Source organism: Acidobacteriota bacterium, assembly GCA_039028635.1.
Classification (GTDB): domain Bacteria; phylum Acidobacteriota; class Thermoanaerobaculia; order Multivoradales; family JBCCEF01; genus JBCCEF01.
Genome location: JBCCHV010000052.1, coordinates 1 through 16,032, shown reverse-complemented (window position 1 = coordinate 16,032; position 16,032 = coordinate 1). Strand labels below are relative to the sequence as shown.

Genomic DNA, 16,032 nt, shown 5'->3' with positions numbered 1-16,032 from the left:
CGGCGCCGGCGCCGACCCCGCCCTCACTAGTGAGGAACCTCGACTTCGTCGGCCAGGGAGCTCAAGACGCTGGCAGGGGTGTGACCTTCGAGCTCGGACTCCGCCTGCAGCAGGATGCGGTGCCCCCAGCAGGCGTCGAGGAAGCGCTTGAGATCGTCCGGCAGAACGAAGTCCCGGCCCTCGATCAAGGCCGACGAGCGCGCCGCCCCGAGCAGCGCCAAGGCTCCCCGCGGACTGACCCCGATCTCGAGATGGGGTGACCTGCGAACCGCCTCGGCGAGGCGCCACAGGTAGTCGAGCAGCTCGTCGGCGACGTGTACGGCACCCGCCGCCTGGCGCAGACCGAGGGCCTCGTCGGCGTTCAGGGCCGGCTCCGCCGGCGCCGCCCCGAGGGTTCCGGCCAAGGCCCGCCGATAGAGCTCGATCTCGGCTTCCTTGGCGGGAACGTCGAGGCGGATGCGCATCTGGAAGCGGTCGAGCTGGGCCTCCGGCAGCGGATAGACCCCTTCGAGCTCGATCGGATTCTGCGTCGCGATGACGAAGAATCCCTCCGCCAGACGGTGGGCCTCGCCGTCGATCGTCACCTGCCCCTCCTCCATCGCCTCGAGCAGCGCCGCCTGAGTCTTGGGCGGCGTGCGGTTGATCTCGTCGGCCATCAGGATCTGCGTGAACACCGGCCCCTTGAGCAGGCGAAAGCTCTGGCTCGAGGCCTCGAAAACGTTGGTGCCGAGGAGGTCCGCCGGCATCAGGTCGGGGGTGAACTGCACCCGCCGGAAGGGCACCCCGAGACAATCCGCAAAGGTGCGGGCAAGCAGCGTCTTGCCCAATCCCGGCATGCCCTCGAGAAGCACATGACCGCCCGAGGCATAGGCCCCGACGAGAGACTCCACCACCGCCCGCTGGCCCAGAATGGTGCCTTCCACGGCGTCGACCAGGCGCTGCACCGCCGCCCCCTGCTGCGTCTCACTCATCACTATCGACTCCTCCCAAGCGGCGTCGTACCGCCAGTTTTCTCGCCCACTCCAGGAAACCCTTCGCCGTCACCCGGGCGGCCTCGCGGCGCCAGGACGAGGCCAGGCGCAGGCGGCTGTCGAGCTCTTCGGAGCGCGCCACCAGGGCTTCGGCGACTTCGCGATGGTGGCCGGCCCGTCGATGCAGCGCTCCCAGGCCGCGCAAGAAGATCGCCGTCGAACCGACCAGCACCGGCGCTTCCCGCCACGGCGTTCCGAATCGCCGACCAAGGGCCCAGGCGCTCACCCCGTAGAGCACCAGCAGGTGCAGGCCGAGCAAGGAAAAGACCCTCCGCCCGACGGGGTTGTCCTCGCCAACGTCGGCTCCCCGCACGCCGAGAGCGTGCTCGTCGAAAATCCACGGCGACGGCACCTCGGCGGCCAACGAAGCCAACAGATCGGCGTTGCCTCCCTGGCGCAGAGACGAGTTGACCACCGCCCGCAACGGCATCACCCAAAAGCGCGAGACGCCGCGATCGACGGCAAACACCAGCGGCTCACCGCCGGGAGCGCGGTAGAGCACCCGCGACCCCGCCGGCGCCAGCGGAACCCAGGTGACGGCCGGCATGACCAGCGGCTCGAAGCCCTCGGCCTCGGCCTCGACGGTCCAGATTTCGCGGGTATAGCGAAACCACTCCGCCGGCGCCACCGGGGGATCGTCGCGCACCGCGGCGAGGGGCATGTCGAAGGACCCGAAGGTGGTGTCCTCGTCGTCGTTCAGATTGCCCGAATAGAGCAGGATCGCGGTGCCGCGCCAGCGCCGCAGGAACTCCCCGCGCTCCTCCGAGCGCAGCGAAAAAAGGCGCCACGGGAAAATCGAAACCAAGGTCCCGGAAAGCTCCTCTTCGAGGGTTTCGGGATCGCGATCGAGGGTTTCCGTCGCCACCCCCTGAAGCTCCACCAGCTGCCGCGCCGCCAGCAACCCACCGGCGCGTTTCGACAGGGAGCTCGCCGGCGGACTGTGGTCGGCCAGCAGCACCGCCAGCACCATCACCACCAGCAGCACCGAGCCGACGATCAGCAGCCGTTTCACGAGAGGCTTGCCTCCAGGCGGCTGGCGAGGCGCTCGACCTCGCCGAGGGCGGCGCCCTCCGGACCGTAGCGCAGGCGATCGAGGCGCCCCACGGAATCCCTGAGATCGAGGCGCTCGGCACGCCTCAGGAGCTCACGCCCGGTCCAGCTCGGATCGGCCTCGGAGCCCGCCAGCGAGCGGGCTAGCCACCACCACAGCGCTTCGAGGGCAGCGTCGGCATCGCCAGACCGCAGCCGCTGACCGAAAATCCGCCACCAGGCGGTGGCATCGAGGGGCCCGTCGGCCGGCTCGCCGACCAGCGGGCCGGCCAAGGTCGCGCGCCGCCGCGGGCGGCGCTGGCCGACCAGCGCCAGGAGGAACCAGGCGAAAACGGTCAGCGCCGAGGCGATCACCACCGAGGCGATCAACACCAGGACCGTCTTCGGAGCCAGGCTGGGCAAGACCACCCGTCGGGTCAGGGTCTCGAACCAGGTCTTGATGGCGTAGGACAGGTAATCGGCGGCACCGGGCTCCTCGGCTCGGGCGACGATCTTCTGTTGGCGATAGATGCCCTCGAGACCCTCACGATCGGCCGCTACCGCGGCGAGATCGACCGGCTCGTACTCCGAGAGCTCCGCTTCGTCTCCGGCCGGGGCTTCGGACTCTGGAGGCTCCTGCTCCGTCTGGTCGGCACCACCGTCGGCACTGCGGGGCGCAGCGGCCGGCTCGCCGGCCGCGCTGGCGAAGCCTTCACCACCGACCAGGCCCGCGACCAGCGCGAGAACGAGCCAACGGCGCCTCAACGGATGGGATCCTCATCCCGCGGCAAGGGATCCTGGGCCGCGCCATCCTCCTCCGCGGCGCCCCCCTCTGCCGGGCCGGCAGCGCTTCCTTCCACCGCCGTCTCGGCATCCAGCGCCGGTGGCGCGGCCGGAGCACCGCCACCGCCGGCTACCACGCCGGGATTCACCGCCGCGGGCGCCGTGGCGACGTCGCCGCTGCCCGGTGCCATGCGGTCGAGCTCACCGAGGGCGGCTTCGAGGTCTCCCCCTTCGCGACGCCGCACGGTGTCGTGGTAGAGCAGCGCCGAGCAATGGCTGATGTAGAGGGAGAGCACCGTCGAGGCCAGGACTCCGAGCACCGAGCCGGCGAGCTGCAGCGAGAGCGACACCGGCGACGCCTGGATCGCGAAGGGATCTTCACCAACGCCGATATCGCGCAAGATCAGTACCTGGCGCAAGATCTCGAACGGCAACTGGATGAGAAACGAGATCGCCCACGACAGCACCATGCCGACCACCACCAGGGCGAAGGCCCGCATCAGGGGGTTGTGGGGGAAGTTGTCCAGCGGATTCAGACCGGCGAGCTCGACGCTGCGCTCGATGGCGCGGCTCCCATAGCGCCCTTCCTCGACCATCGCCGGGAGGCAGAAGCTGAGCAGAGGAATCACGTAGAAAGCCGGAACCAGACAGGCCAAGAAGGCGAAGAAGACCAGGATGCCGATCAGCAGCAGAGTCCCGAAGGCTCTCGGCCTGAGGGCGAAGAGATAGGCTCGTCGGAAGTCGACCGCCCGGTCCGCAACCACATCGAGAGCCGTGACCGCCACCGCCACATAGACCAGGTAGCTCAACATCGCCACCAGCAGCATGGCGAAGATGATGACGGCGCCGCCGGCCATGTCACCGACCGAGAAGCGCTGCATCATGCCGAGCTGGGCCAGGACGGTGAGCACCGAAATCCCCACCATCGGCAACGCAAAGGGCAGGTAGAGCTGCCGGAGGCGGCTGCGGGTGAGCTTCATGCCCTCATCGAGGAGCATGCGGAACGGAAGAATGCGAGCCGTCGTCAAGAGTCAGCCTCCTTCAGCCAGGGGTTCCAGGCGAGTATCAGAAAGATTCCTTGCAGGGAAAGGCCGACGGCCGTCTTGACCACCGCCGGCACTCCCGGAGCGGGCGAGATGTAGCCTTCGACCACCCCCAGCACCAGCAACCAGGGCAGACAGCCGAGCATGACCGTCAGCGAGCTGCGAGCGGCATCGGCCAGAGCCACGCCGCGCGGACGATCATCGGCCGCCACCAGAGCCTTCCCGAGGGTCAGACCGGCCGCCGCCGAGACCACGATCAGGGTCAGCTCCAGGGGACCGTGGGCGGCGATGAACTCGAACAGCTGCCCCGCCATGGCGTAGTGCATCGTGAGGCTCAGCACAGCGCCGAGCATGACGCCGTTGAGGAGCAGGATGTAGAGGCTGAGGAGGCCTGCCAGGGCACCGCCGGCCCAGGCCGTCATCGCGACCGACATGTTGTTGGTGGCGATCTCCGATGACGCCGTCGACGACGGCACGGTGGTGCCGAGGGCTTCGGTCCAGAGCTCGCCCTCGGCCAGCCCCTGGCGCGCCTCTTCGCCGACGAAGGCGACCCCCAGCTCCGGCCGCGCCGCCGCCGCGATCAGCCCGAGGGCGACCGCCCCGAGGAAGATGATCACCGCCACCGCCGTCGTCCCGGCCTGGGCGCGGAAGGCGCGCGGGAAGCGCTGCGCGAAGAAATGCCCGAGGCCCCGCCGCCGCCCCCGGTTCTCGCCGGCGAGACGGCGCGTTCCCTCGAGGGCTAGGCGGCGCAGGCGGCGAGCGGCGCCGGTTTCGGGAAAGCGCTGCGCCGCCAAGGCATGATCGTGAAGAATCTGCCGGTAGCGAAAGGACAGTTGCTCGAGGTCCTCGTAGCCGACACGGCGCAGCTTCGGCCCGGCCTTCTCGAGGGACTGCTCGAAGGCATCCCAAACCGGCTCTCGGCCGGCGACGAAGCGCTGATAGCCGTTCATCGCTCGCGGACGTCGAGGGCCTGCCGCAAGGCCTCCAAGGGATCCTCGAGGTTGGCGCCGGCGAGCAGCTCCGGCTCGTCCCGCTCGACCAGCCGTAGCAGGCGCCGAGCGAGGAGAATCGACTGCGCCCGGTCGAGCTCGTCGCTGCGCCGCAGAAAGGACTCGGCGAGGGCCACCTCACGGCTACCCCAGGTCGCCGGCGTGCGGCCGAGGACGACCTCGTGGCCGGGCTCCCGGCCGTGCACCACCAAGGTTCCACCGAGGCGGTCGCCGAGGCGCCGGGCCAAGGGATCGAAGGCGATCAGAGGCACTCCGACGATCAGGTCGACGACCCGGATGAAGTTGCGAATCAACAGTGCCCAGATTCCGGGTCGCCCACCCTGGCGGGTCACCACCCGCAGGCGCAAGGCCTTCTTGCCGAGGGTCTGACCGCCGAAGACGATCTCGCTGACCGCAAAGTAGCCCCAATGGACCAAGAATCCGACCAGCGCCATCAGCGCCACGATCCAACCACCATCGAAGAGCTCGTCGCCGACGAAGATCAGCAAGAAGATCAGCGCCACATTGATCACCGTCATCAGGAAGTAGTCGATGGTGACGGCGAGGGACCGACTGCCGAGGCCCGCGATGGGCAGCTCGAGGGCAATGTTGTCGATGCCGAGAACGGTTTCGTCTTTCATCTCTGAGCAGGGCGTCTACGACCACGCCGGCGCGGCGATTTCGAGGGTGGATTCGATGGCGCCCATCGTACCCCAGCACCGGCGAGGACCCGCCGAGAATTGAACGCGCGGAAAGGCCGTTTTCCTCGTCTTCGGTCGAGTCGTCGGCCGGGCATCGCTTGTCAATCCCCCCTCTCAACCCTTACCATGCGCATCGATCGATCCATCCATCGAAAAAAGAGCCCGACTGGCATGTCTTCCCGCCGAATCCTGCGCTTCGTCCACTGTGCGGATCTGCATCTCGACAGCCCCTTCGAAGGGCTCGCCACGGTCGATCCGGAGATCGCCGAGACCCTGCGCGCCTCGACCTTCCAGGCCTTCGAGCGGGTGGTCGACCTGGCGATTCGGGAAGAAGCCGACTTCTTGATCGTCGCCGGCGACGTCTACGACTCGGCGAGCAGCAGCCTGGCGGCGCAGCTGCGATTTCGCGCCGGCCTCGAGCGGGTGACCGACGAGGGCATCCGCTGCTTCGTGGCGCACGGCAACCACGACCCCCTGTCCGGCTGGGACGCCGGCCTCGCCCTGCCACCGGGAGCCCACCGCTTTGGCGGTGATCGCATCGAGCGCGTGCTGGTGCGGCGACGCGGCGAAGACCTCGCCGCGGTCTACGGCATCAGCTACGCCCAACGGGTGGTCGAGGAGAACCTGGCGCAGCGCTTCGCCGCCAGCGGTGACACCTTCTCCATCGGCGTGCTCCACTGCGAGGTGGTCGAAGGGCAGACGGCGTCACCCTACGCACCGTGCTCCTTCACCGACCTCGAGCGCTCCGGCGTCGACTACTGGGCCCTCGGCCACTCCCACGCCCCACGGGTGCTCGGCGACGAACATCCGACGGTGGTCTACGCCGGCACACCCCAAGGCCGGCACCCGCGCGAGATCGGACCCCACGGCTGCTTCCTGGTCGATGTCGAAGCCCTCGAAGAGGGTGGCTACCGGACCCACCCGCGCTTCGTCGCCACGGACGTCGTCCGCTGGTCCCGGGCTCTGCTCGACATCGCCGAGGTGCCCGACCTCGAACGGCTACTCGACAAGATCCATCAGGTCATCGCCGGCGAACGGGAGCGTTCCCGCGAGCCGGACGGGCGGCCGCGGCCGACGGTCCTCCGGCTCGAGCTGATCGGTCGCGGTCCCCTGCACAAGCTTCTGCAGCAGATCGATGCCGAGCGCGACCTGGCCCAACCGCTGCGCCGCGGTGAGAAGGACCGCGACGACCAGGTGTGGATCGAATCCGTGCGCATCGCCTCGCGGCCGGCCCTCGACGCCGCCGAACTGCGACGGCAAGAGTCCTCCCTGGGTGATTTCCTCCGCGCCACCGACCGCCTGCGCGAGCAGACGGCGCCAGCCGAAGAGATTCGGCAGCGCCTTGGCCGACGCGGCGAGTTCGCTCGCCTGGCGGCGATCGTGCGGACGATGGAGGACCATGAGCTCCTCGCCCTCATCGACGAAGCCGAAGCCCTCGGCCTCGACCTGCTCGCCGATGGCGGCGAAACTCCCACCTGAGGCCCCGCCGGTGCATATCGACAGCTTTCACATCGACGGCTTCGGGGTCTTTCACGACCAGGGATTGCGCGCCGTGCCGAAAGGGCTGGCGCTGTTCTACGGACCCAACGAGTCCGGCAAGACGACCCTGATGGAGTTCCTGCGCTCGACCCTCTTCGGAGTCGGCCGGCGCCGGGGCAACAGCTATCCGCCGCTGGCCGGGGGCAATCACGGCGGTCGGCTGCGGGTGGTGACCGACGCCGGACGGGTCCTCACCCTGCATCTCGAAGGCCGCACCCACCGCATCGTCGATGAAGCCCTGCCGACCGCCGCGCGCGACGAGTCCCTGACCCCGGAAGGGCTTTGGGGGATGGACCGACGGAGCTACGAACGCCTCTTCGCGGTCGGCCTCGAAGACCTCCAAGGGCTCGACATCCTGACCGATCGGGCGACCCGCGACCGGCTCTTCGCACGCGGCATGGGGGCCGGCGCCGACGCCTTGCCCGGAGCCCTCGAAGAGCTCGACCGGCGGATGGCGGAAATCGTCGGCCAGCGCCCTGGCAACCGGCTTCTGGACCGTCTCGAAGAGCGCCTCGAGCACCTCGAGGAACCGCTCGCCGAAGGTCGCCAGCGGGCCGCCGAGTATCGCCGCTGCCAGGGCGAGCTGCGCCAGCTCGAAGAAAACCTCACGGAGCTGCAGAAGGCCCGTCACCGCTGCCAGAGCAAGCGCGAGCGGGTGGAGCGCATGGTGCGGGCTCGCAGCCCCTGGAAGCGCTTGCAGCAAGCCCGCCAGGCGCTGCAAGAGAACGCCGTCGCCGCCGACTTCCCGGCCGATGGCGAGCGCCGCCTGGCCGATCTCGAGGAGGAGATCGCTTCCCTCGAGGCCACCGCCGAGCAGGCCTCCAGCCAGCGCGGCACCGCCCTGTCGGTGCCGAGCCTGATCTTCGGACTGCTCGCCGTCGGTGCCGGAGCCGCCTTCCTGGTCTCCCAGGGCGAGCCCACCGGCGCCCTCGCCGTCGCCGTTCTCGGCGCCTTGCTGGTGTGGATCCTGGCGCGACCGCGAAGACCCGCCGGGGACGAGTCCCTCGACCACTTCCTCGACTACCGCCTCGAGGCCCGCCGCGCCGAGCTCACCGCCCTGCTCGAGGAAGCCGGCGGAAACCGCCAACTGCTGCTCGAACGGTCCCGGCAGCACGAGCTCTGGAAGCGGGCCCGGGACGAAGAGCACAGCGCTCGCCTCGAGCTCGCCGCCCTGGTCGGCGACGAGGCCCAGCAGCCGAGCTTCGAACGCGCCCTCGATCAGGGGGATCCCCTCGAGTCGGAGGACGCCCTGGTGGTCGAGCTCCACGGCCTCGAGGAGGAGATTCAACAGGGCGAACGCCGCATCGGCGCACTGCGCGAGAGGCTCGAGAAGCTGGCCGGCGACGACGGGCCGGGACGGCTCCGGATGGCCCACCAGGCGCTGGTCGAGCGGCGCCACCGCGGCGTCCGGGACTGGGCGCGCTTGGCCCTCACCCAATCGCTCCTCGGCGACGCCGCCTCGGCCTGGGAACGGGAGCGCCGGCCGCGGGTGCTACAGCGCGCGGCGGACCTGCTCGCGCTGATGACCGGCGGGCGCTATCGCCTGGTGTCGACGGACGACGGTTCCGGCGCCCTCGAGCTCGAAGAAGTGGGCCTACGCCGCAAGGGCGAAGGCACCTGGAGTAGCGGCCTGGCGGACCAGGTCTATCTCGCCCTGCGCCTCGGCCTGGCCCGCGAGCTGGCGCGCAAGAGCGACCCCCTTCCGATCATCCTGGACGACATCCACGTGCGCTTCGATCCCCAGCGTCGGCGGGCCGTAATGTCCGTCGCCCTCGAGCTCGCCCGTCACGGCCAGGTGATCTTCTTCTCCTGTCAACCGGAGGTCTGCGATCTGGTCGCGGATCTGCGCGACGAGCCGCGTTGGGCACAAGTGCCGGTCGGCATCTACCGCATCGAAGAGGGCCACATCCACTCCGCCTGAGGCCGCCCGCCCGCCTTCCCGCCGCTGGCGTCCCCTACTCGCGTCCGCCCTGGATCGCACCCTCCATGCGCTGCAGGCGCACCGGAATGATGCTCTCCGTTTCGAGGCCGTCGGGGCCGTTGGTGATCACCCGCAGGTCCTGGAAGAACTCCCCCACCGGCACCACCATCTTGCCGCCGACCTTGAGCTGGTCGACCAGGGGCTGGGGCAGCTCCGGCGGCGCCGCCGTCAGGATCACAGCATCGAAGGGGCCGGCCTCGGGCCAGCCCTTGTAGCCATCGCCGGCGCGTACCTGGACGTTGTCGTATCCCAGGCGGTCGAGGCGCCGCCGAGCGTCGGCGGCGAACTGCTCGATGATCTCCATCGAGTAGACCTCGCCGGCGACCCGCGACAGCACCGCCGTGTGGTAGCCGGAGCCGGTGCCGATCTCGAGCACCTTGTCCCCGGACCCGAGGTCGAGGAGCTGGGTCATCAAGGCGACGATGTAGGGCTGGTAGACGGTCTGGCCGTGACCGAGGGAAAGGGCGCTGTCTTCGTAGGCCCGCAAGCGCAGCGACTCGGGCACGAAGTCATGGCGTGGCACTTCGGCCATCGCCGCCAGAACCCGTTCATCGGTCACCCCGCGGCCGCGGAGCTGATCGAGCATGGCGTTGCGCTCGACGCTCAGCGGTCCCGCCAGCGGCGCGCTCTGGGCCGATACCGAGGCGGCGCCGGCGAGGGCGATCAGGGCCCAGCCGACCAGGATCGACGCCGAGCGCCAACGAAGTGCTGTCATGGTTCACCTCCCCGTCGGTAGACGACGGCTCCGTCGACCAGGGTCAAATCGATGGGCAAACGAGCGAGCTCGGCCTCGGCAACGCTCATCGGGTCGCCGGCGAAGACCACCAGGTCGGCCCGCTTGCCGACGGCCAGAGATCCCACCTCGTGGTCGAGGAAAATCGAGTAGGCGGCGTCGAGGGTGAAGGCGCGCAGCGCCTCCTGACGCGTCAGGCGCTCTCCCGGCAGCCAACCCCCGACGGGCTTGCCGGTGAGATCCATGCGGGTGACGGCGGCATAGAGCCCGTGGCGGGGATCGGGCTTCTCGACCGGGAAGTCGCTGCCGAAAGCCAACCGGCCTCCGGCGTCCAGCACCTTGCGCCAGGCATAGGCCCCGACCAAGCGCTGGTCGCCGACCCGGTCGCCGGCCCACGGCATATCGGAGGTGGCGTGGGTCGGCTGCATCGAAGCGATCACGCCGAGGCGGGCCATGCGCTCGAGGTCCGCCGGCCGCGCCACCTGGACGTGCTCGATGCGGAAGCGGGCTGCCGGCCGCGGTCCCCCGAAGGCGCGCTCGAAGGCGTCGAGCACCACCAGGTTGGCGCGGTCACCGATGGCGTGCACGCCGACCTGGAAGCCGCGCTCGAGGGCGCGGCGCGAGACGGTCTCGAGGTGGGCACTGGTCGAGGTCAGAAGACCGAGATTGGCGGCATCGTCCGAATAGGGCTCGATGAGGGCGGCGCCACGGCTACCGAGGGCACCATCGGCATAGAGCTTGATCGCCCGCACCGAAACACGCGCCTCGGGGTCGATCAGCGGCCCGGCCTCGAACCAGCGATCGAGCAGCGCCGCATCGTCGCCCAGGAACAGCGACGCCCGCAGCGGCAGCTCGGAACGTCGCGCCAGCGCCCGATAGGCGGCGATCACCTCGTCGCCGACTCCGAGATCCGTCACGGTGGTCAGCCCGAGGGCGACGCAGGTCTCGGCGGCGAGCTGGATGCGACGCTCGAGCTCGGCACCGGTGGCGCGGTCCAGGCGGTTGCGGAAGGGCGCCATGGCGTTGTCGATCAAGACCCCCGTCAGGCCCCCCTCGGCATCGCGTAGAAAGAGCCCACCGGAGGGATCGGCGATGTCCGCCGGGATCTCGAGCACCTCGATGGCGCGCTGGTTGATCAACGCCGCGTGCCCATCGATGCGACGCATCCACACCGGATGGTCGGGCACCGCCGCGCTGAGCGCCGCGTGGTGCGGGAATTGCTTGCCCGGCCAGCGGTTCTGATCCCAACCGCGGCCCTGGATCCAGCTCCCCGGAGTGCTCTGGGCGGCGGCCCGGGCGATGCGCTCGATCACCTCCTCGTAGGTGTCGACCCCGGCCAGGTCGACCTGGACCAACGCATCGCCGAGGCCCGCGAGGTGGGAGTGGGCATCGATCAACCCGGGAATCACGGCGCGGCCGGCGAGGTCGATGACCTCCGTATCCGGCCCCACCAAGGAATCGGCACCGTCGTCGGGACCGAGATAGACGATGCGCCCATCGCGCACCGCCAAGGTACCCGCCACCGGCTCCGGCGGCTCCACCGGATAGAACACCCCCTGCCTCAGCAAGAGGTCGGCAGCGTCCTCTCGAGCGGCCGCGCTGAGAGGCGAAAGGAGGACGAGGACGGAGCAAAGGAGCATTCTGATCATGATCTGGGCTCTCTCAAGTCTGGTCTCGTCCCGCATTCTGCCGCTTGAGAATGCAAAGGACAAGCCATCCGCCGAGGCAAGGTCACCGGCGATCGATGGTCGGGAGCGGCTGCTAAGATCTTTGCCGTGCCGCACGCCCAGCTCCTCGCCGTGAGCGACATTCGAGCCCTGATCGCCGACACCCTCGAGACCTCTCCAGCGGACGAAACGGAGCTCGCCTGGATCGAGGTCCGCCGACGCTCCGCCGACACCGCCGACGACGCCCCGCCCGAAAAGGTCGAGCGCACCATCGCCGTACGGGTGCTCGAGCGCGGCCGCTACGGCTCCTATCGCACCCCCTTTCCAACCCGCGGCGAGCTCCAGGGAGCGGTGCGCGAGGCCCTCGGCCTGGCGCGACTGGGCCCGAGCGACGAAGACGTTCGGCCGATCTCGAAGCGGGGGCGCAGCGCCCCCGCCCTCGACAGTGCCTACGACCCCGAGCTGGCAGCCCTCGACGGCGCCGCAGCGCACGAGATCCTGCAGCGTGGCCTCGACGATCAGGAAGCGGGCCGACTGTCCTGGGCGGAGGCCCGGGTGGTGGTCGCCAACAGCAAGGGACTCGAGCGCCAGGCCGAAGTCACCAGCGCCACCCTGGAGATCACCTGCGGCCAGGGAGCGGGGGCCGGTCGAGCCGCCGCCTCGGCCCGGCAGTTGAGCCGTCTCGACGCCGCGGCGACGTTGGAACGGGCTCGTCAGCGGCGTGGTCCGGCGGCCGGTGGCGAGCTCCCGGCGGAGCCCTTCGGTCTGGTGCTGTCGGCGGAAGTGATCGCCCAGCTCATCTTCCTACTCAACCACCACGCCCTGTCGGCGCAGTCCTTCCACGACGAGAGCTCGTGGTTGCGAAGCTCCCTCGGGCACCAGGTCTTCGACGCCGCCCTGTCGCTCGGCGATCGCGGCGAAGACGACGCCGGCCTGCCCTTCCCTTTCGACTTCTATGGCGCCCGCAAACGCAACATCGAGCTGATCGTCGAGGGTGTGGTGCGCAGCCCGGCGGTGGATCACGCCCTCTCGACCACCCTCGGCCGGCCGGTGACGCCGCTCGCCGTCGCCGCCAAGGAATCGGTGGCCGGCAACCTGTTCGTCGGAGCCGGGAAGCTGCGCGAGACAGAGCTCGTCGAGCTCACCGGCGAGGGCTTGTGGATCGGCTGGATCGACGGCCTCGAATGCTACGACCCGGCGACCCTCTCCTTCCGGGCAAGGGCACGGGGAGTGCGCCGCATCCGCGGCGGCGTGCGCGCCGAGTCGATCGGCGAATTGCTCTGGGAGGATCGCCTCTCGCGCCTCTTCTCGCGAATTGCCGGCCTCGGCCGGGAAGCCCTCTGTCTCGACCTGCGTCAGTCCGTCCTGGGGGGTATCGTCACGCCGCCGATGGCCTTCCCGGAGGCGGTCGGCCTGTCCTGAGCGATGACCTGGGAAGCCGCGGGCACCTAGCCCGACCGTCTCACCAGCACCACCGTCTGATCATCACCCTGCGGTAAGCCGGCAGCGAACTCCTGGGTCTCGGCGTCGATGTCGGCGATGATGTCGCCGAGGGCCACCTCGCGGCGCTCCACCAACATCTCAGCCAAGCGCTCTTCGCCGAGCTCGTCGTCCTCGGGATTGGCGCACTCGGTGATGCCGTCCGAGTAGAGACAGAGGAGATCGCCGGCCTCGAGCATGATCGAACGCGCCTGATAGCGGCTGTCGGCGAGCAGGCCCAGGGGTAGACCACCGGCGACGAGCTTTTCCACCGCGCCATCGGCGCGCACCAGCAGGCCGGGATTGTGTCCGGCGTTGACGTAGACCAAATTGCCACTGGTGGCATCGAGCTCGGCGACGATCAAGGTGATGAACTTGTTGGACGCCGAGCTCTCGAAGACGTGGTGGTTGAGGCGCTCCACCAGCCGCGGCCCGAGATCGCTGCGGTCGCGCAGCAAGGTGAGCGACGAGTGCAGGGTCGAGACCAGAAGCGAGGCCGGCATACCCTTGCCGGTGACGTCTCCCAGGGCCAGACCGAGGCGCCCCTCGCCGGTCAACACCAGGTCGTAGTAGTCGCCGCCGACCTGGCGCGCCGGCCGATTCCAGCCCGCCACTTCGAGACCCGCCACCTCGGGCAGACGATCGGGAAGAATCTGTCCTTGAATCTCCGCCGCCAGCTCCATCTCACGACCCAGGCGCTCGGCCTCGAGGGCCTGGCGGTGGAGGCGAGCGTTCTCGAGGGCGATGGCCGCCTGATTGGCGAACAGCGAGAGGGTGCGGCGATCTTCGTCCGGAAATGGACCGATGCCGCGTCGACTCTCCTTGTCCCCGAGCAGCAGAAGCCCGCGCCGATCTCCCACCGGCACGGCCAGCAGATGGCTCACCCCCGGCAGCAGATCGGCGAAGAGGTGATCGTCCGCCCCCGGCGCCGCCGCGAACAGGCGCTCGAGGCCGGCATGGTCCATTGGGCAGGCCTGCCGCGCCTCGCCGCCGAAGGTCTGGCGGCATTGGAAGCTCCCGCCCTCGGCGAGAAAGAGGGCTCCACGGCGCGCATCGAGCAACGACACGGCGCGCAGCAACACCTCGTCGGAGAGATCCTCGAGGTCCAAGGTCGAGGCGATGGCGAGGCCGACGTCGTAGAGAGCCTCGAGCTCGACACCTCGAAAGTTGGCCTGAAAATGCTGCCGCTTGAGCTCCTGCTCGAGGCGATCGGCGCGCATCACCGCCGCCAAGGCCAGGGCTTCGGCATTGACCCGGGGTTGCGCATCCCCCGCGACGACCAGCACGCCGTCTCCGAGGACGAGATGCTCATCGGACGATGCTGCCTCGGCCGGGAAGGTGCCTTCGCCGCTGGTCAGCTCACGGCAGAGCTGGTCGTCGCTGCGGCGATAGAAGGCGGCACCGGTGGCGCCGACGCTCTGATACCAGAGGGTGAGGAGATGGCGCGCCAGGGAGCGGCCATTGGCCCGCCTCCCGAGATCCGCCAGCAGGCTGGCGTAGTCCTGGGTCGACACGCGCTAGCCGGCCCCTCTCACCGGATTTCTCGGCGAGAGGGCGCGGGTTGTTGAAGCTGCGGGGCATCCGGCCGCGGCGCGACACAGCCGGAACCGCTCAGAGCGCTCTTCCACGGACGGCTAGGCGGCCAGTGCTTCGAGGGCCGCTTCTTCGCTGGCGAAAATTCCGGCGTACTGAGCCAGCCCCATGATCTGAAAGGTCTTCTCGATCGTCGGGGTCAGGCAGCAGAACGCCATCTTGCCGTCGACTTCGAGTATGCGCTCGATGATCTCGATCAGGATCGAGATACCGATCGAGTTGACGATTTTGGTGCCGGCCAGGTTGAGCAGAAGGCACTTACGCCCCTCTTCATCCATCAGCCGGTAGGCCACCCGGGCGATCTCTTCACCGCCCTGGTTGTTGATGTAGCCCTCGGTGTGGATCACCGAGACATCACCCCGCTGATCGACGGTGACCTTGAGACTCTCAGTCATCTCCGCGTCCCCATCATCCTCTCGCCTTCGTCATGACCACCGTCGTGCCATCGCCACCGGAGTGGATCTGCACGTCGTCCATCAGGCCTCGAATGATCCTCAGCCCCCAACCGCGCTTGTCTTTGTCGGTCCCGATCTTCTCGCGTAGCTTGGGCTCTTCGACCTCGTCCGGATGAAAGCCGATCCCGCCGTCACGCACCGTGATGCGGAGGGTTTCGGGCTCTTCCGAGCCGAGGACTTCATAGGTCAGGAACACCTTGCGGTCCGGCGCTCGACTGTGCTCGATGGCGTTGATGCAAGCTTCGATCACCGCCATGCGCACTTCGTCGATCCTGTCCGTGCTCATGCTCATGAACTCGGCCATCGCCGTCGCGGCATTGCTCGCCGCAACTTCGACGTCCGGTGCCAGCGGGAGCGTCAAACTGACCTCCCTCAGTATGGCCTGATCAGCCATCTTATTCCGGGGCGCTCGTACAGGAGGACTCAGAAAGTCAGGTAGAGCTCGAGAGCATAGATCACGATCGGGTGAATCATGTCGTTCATCAGAAGCCAGCCAAAACTAGCCGTCGTTCCGATGGCGAACAAGATCTTGGACGATACGCGCGGAACTGCAACGTGCCTGCGGACGGATTCTAGCATGGTGGTCATCTCCTCTGCTCCCTTGCCCTCTTACTAAGCAAAGGCTCTGCCACCTTCGTCGAGAATCCACGAACTTTGGATCTAAGATCCCTGTTTTCAGAAGCTTAAAGGGTTCACCGCAATGTCAAGGAGAACTACTGACCCACATCTTCCGGGACAAATTGTCGCGCCTGTCGGACAAGTGTCCCGTGGCAATGCCCCAAGGACCCAAATTGGGGCTCGTTTCAATCGAAAGGGACAAAATGTCGCGTGCGGGTCATTTTGGACCACATGTAAATCCATACGCTAAGAGCAAGCTCTTCACTGTCTTTACGAGACTCGACCGCATTTGTGTCACTCCGCGCCTCTAGCCCCCCTCGCCGCGCACTCCTGAAACAGCCAGCTAGCAGCGCTGGAAAAGCCGCAAAGCGGCCTTTTTTACAGCAGCCTG

15 protein-coding genes are annotated in these 16,032 nt (G+C 68.4%); 3 read left to right on the top strand and 12 right to left on the bottom strand.

Annotation, left to right across the window (positions count from 1 at the left end; all coding sequences use genetic code 11):
• Window positions 1–26: 26 nt before the first annotated feature.
• The 6 genes from AAF604_18680 to AAF604_18655 are packed head-to-tail and all read right to left on the bottom strand — an operon-like array spanning window position 27 to window position 5,516.
• On the bottom strand, window positions 27–971 hold the full coding sequence (locus AAF604_18680; GenBank protein MEM7051700.1) for a MoxR family ATPase: 945 nt from the start codon (window positions 969–971) through the stop codon (window positions 27–29).
• Complete coding sequence (locus AAF604_18675; GenBank protein ID MEM7051699.1) at window positions 964–2,043, bottom strand: hypothetical protein; 1,080 nt, start codon at window positions 2,041–2,043, stop codon at window positions 964–966. The genes AAF604_18680 and AAF604_18675 overlap by 8 nt, the downstream gene beginning before the upstream one ends.
• Complete coding sequence (locus tag AAF604_18670) at window positions 2,040–2,825, bottom strand: hypothetical protein (protein MEM7051698.1); 786 nt, start codon at window positions 2,823–2,825, stop codon at window positions 2,040–2,042. Before AAF604_18670 ends, AAF604_18675 begins: the two co-directional genes overlap by 4 nt.
• A complete protein-coding gene (locus AAF604_18665) occupies window positions 2,822–3,871 on the bottom strand; it encodes a hypothetical protein (GenBank protein ID MEM7051697.1) in 1,050 nt (349 codons plus the stop codon). Before AAF604_18665 ends, AAF604_18670 begins: the two co-directional genes overlap by 4 nt.
• Entirely contained in the window at window positions 3,868–4,836 is a 969-nt protein-coding gene (locus AAF604_18660) for a stage II sporulation protein M (GenBank protein ID MEM7051696.1), read from the bottom strand. Before AAF604_18660 ends, AAF604_18665 begins: the two co-directional genes overlap by 4 nt.
• A complete protein-coding gene (locus AAF604_18655; protein MEM7051695.1) occupies window positions 4,833–5,516 on the bottom strand; it encodes an RDD family protein in 684 nt (227 codons plus the stop codon). The genes AAF604_18660 and AAF604_18655 overlap by 4 nt, the downstream gene beginning before the upstream one ends.
• A gap of 231 nt (window positions 5,517–5,747) precedes the next feature.
• Between AAF604_18655 and AAF604_18650 the strand changes: the two genes are divergently transcribed.
• The gene (locus AAF604_18650; GenBank protein MEM7051694.1) at window positions 5,748–7,055 is read left to right on the top strand and encodes a DNA repair exonuclease; all 1,308 of its coding nucleotides are present in this window, start codon (window positions 5,748–5,750) and stop codon (window positions 7,053–7,055) included.
• Between the two features lie 10 nt (window positions 7,056–7,065).
• Window positions 7,066–9,036 carry an AAA family ATPase gene (locus AAF604_18645; GenBank protein ID MEM7051693.1) on the top strand — a complete coding sequence of 657 codons (1,971 nt, stop codon included), beginning with the start codon at window positions 7,066–7,068 and terminating at the stop codon, window positions 9,034–9,036.
• Between the two features lie 34 nt (window positions 9,037–9,070).
• Here the strand turns inward: AAF604_18645 and AAF604_18640 are convergent, their stop codons facing one another.
• Both AAF604_18640 and AAF604_18635 read right to left on the bottom strand, forming a co-directional pair.
• The gene (locus tag AAF604_18640) at window positions 9,071–9,811 is read right to left on the bottom strand and encodes a protein-L-isoaspartate(D-aspartate) O-methyltransferase (protein ID MEM7051692.1); all 741 of its coding nucleotides are present in this window, start codon (window positions 9,809–9,811) and stop codon (window positions 9,071–9,073) included.
• Window positions 9,808–11,478, bottom strand: a complete 1,671-nt coding sequence (locus AAF604_18635) for an amidohydrolase (GenBank protein ID MEM7051691.1) — start codon at window positions 11,476–11,478, stop codon at window positions 9,808–9,810. Before AAF604_18635 ends, AAF604_18640 begins: the two co-directional genes overlap by 4 nt.
• Before the next feature lie 126 nt (window positions 11,479–11,604).
• On the opposite strand from AAF604_18635, the gene AAF604_18630 reads away from it, so the two are divergent.
• Window positions 11,605–12,918 (top strand): metallopeptidase TldD-related protein, encoded by a 1,314-nt coding sequence (locus tag AAF604_18630; protein ID MEM7051690.1) that lies wholly within the window; start codon window positions 11,605–11,607, stop codon window positions 12,916–12,918.
• A 26-nt stretch (window positions 12,919–12,944) separates the two neighbouring features.
• Here AAF604_18630 and AAF604_18625 read toward each other — a convergent pair whose 3' ends face one another.
• From AAF604_18625 to AAF604_18610, 4 genes are all read right to left on the bottom strand, one after another.
• Window positions 12,945–14,489 carry a SpoIIE family protein phosphatase gene (locus AAF604_18625; GenBank protein MEM7051689.1) on the bottom strand — a complete coding sequence of 515 codons (1,545 nt, stop codon included), beginning with the start codon at window positions 14,487–14,489 and terminating at the stop codon, window positions 12,945–12,947.
• Between the two features lie 120 nt (window positions 14,490–14,609).
• The gene (locus AAF604_18620) at window positions 14,610–14,963 is read right to left on the bottom strand and encodes an STAS domain-containing protein (GenBank protein MEM7051688.1); all 354 of its coding nucleotides are present in this window, start codon (window positions 14,961–14,963) and stop codon (window positions 14,610–14,612) included.
• Window positions 14,964–14,976: 13 nt separating this feature from the next.
• On the bottom strand, window positions 14,977–15,384 hold the full coding sequence (locus AAF604_18615; protein MEM7051687.1) for an ATP-binding protein: 408 nt from the start codon (window positions 15,382–15,384) through the stop codon (window positions 14,977–14,979).
• 62 nt (window positions 15,385–15,446) lie between these two features.
• Window positions 15,447–15,611, bottom strand: coding sequence for a hypothetical protein (locus AAF604_18610; GenBank protein ID MEM7051686.1), 165 nt, complete (start codon window positions 15,609–15,611; stop codon window positions 15,447–15,449).
• Window positions 15,612–16,032 lie beyond the last annotated feature (421 nt).

What these genes read in the sequence shown, in the direction of transcription:
- AAF604_18680 (MEM7051700.1), bottom strand. Translation starts at nt 971, where the DNA reads ATGAGTGAGACGCAGCAGGGGGCGGCGGTGCAGCGCCTGGTCGACGCC.
- AAF604_18660 (MEM7051696.1), bottom strand. Translation starts at nt 4,836, where the DNA reads ATGAACGGCTATCAGCGCTTCGTCGCCGGCCGAGAGCCGGTTTGGGAT.
- AAF604_18655 (MEM7051695.1), bottom strand. Translation starts at nt 5,516, where the DNA reads ATGAAAGACGAAACCGTTCTCGGCATCGACAACATTGCCCTCGAGCTG.
- AAF604_18650 (MEM7051694.1), top strand. Translation starts at nt 5,748, where the DNA reads ATGTCTTCCCGCCGAATCCTGCGCTTCGTCCACTGTGCGGATCTGCAT.
- AAF604_18640 (MEM7051692.1), bottom strand. Translation starts at nt 9,811, where the DNA reads ATGACAGCACTTCGTTGGCGCTCGGCGTCGATCCTGGTCGGCTGGGCC.
- AAF604_18635 (MEM7051691.1), bottom strand. Translation starts at nt 11,478, where the DNA reads ATGATCAGAATGCTCCTTTGCTCCGTCCTCGTCCTCCTTTCGCCTCTC.
- AAF604_18620 (MEM7051688.1), bottom strand. Translation starts at nt 14,963, where the DNA reads ATGACTGAGAGTCTCAAGGTCACCGTCGATCAGCGGGGTGATGTCTCG.
- AAF604_18610 (MEM7051686.1), bottom strand. Translation starts at nt 15,611, where the DNA reads ATGACCACCATGCTAGAATCCGTCCGCAGGCACGTTGCAGTTCCGCGC.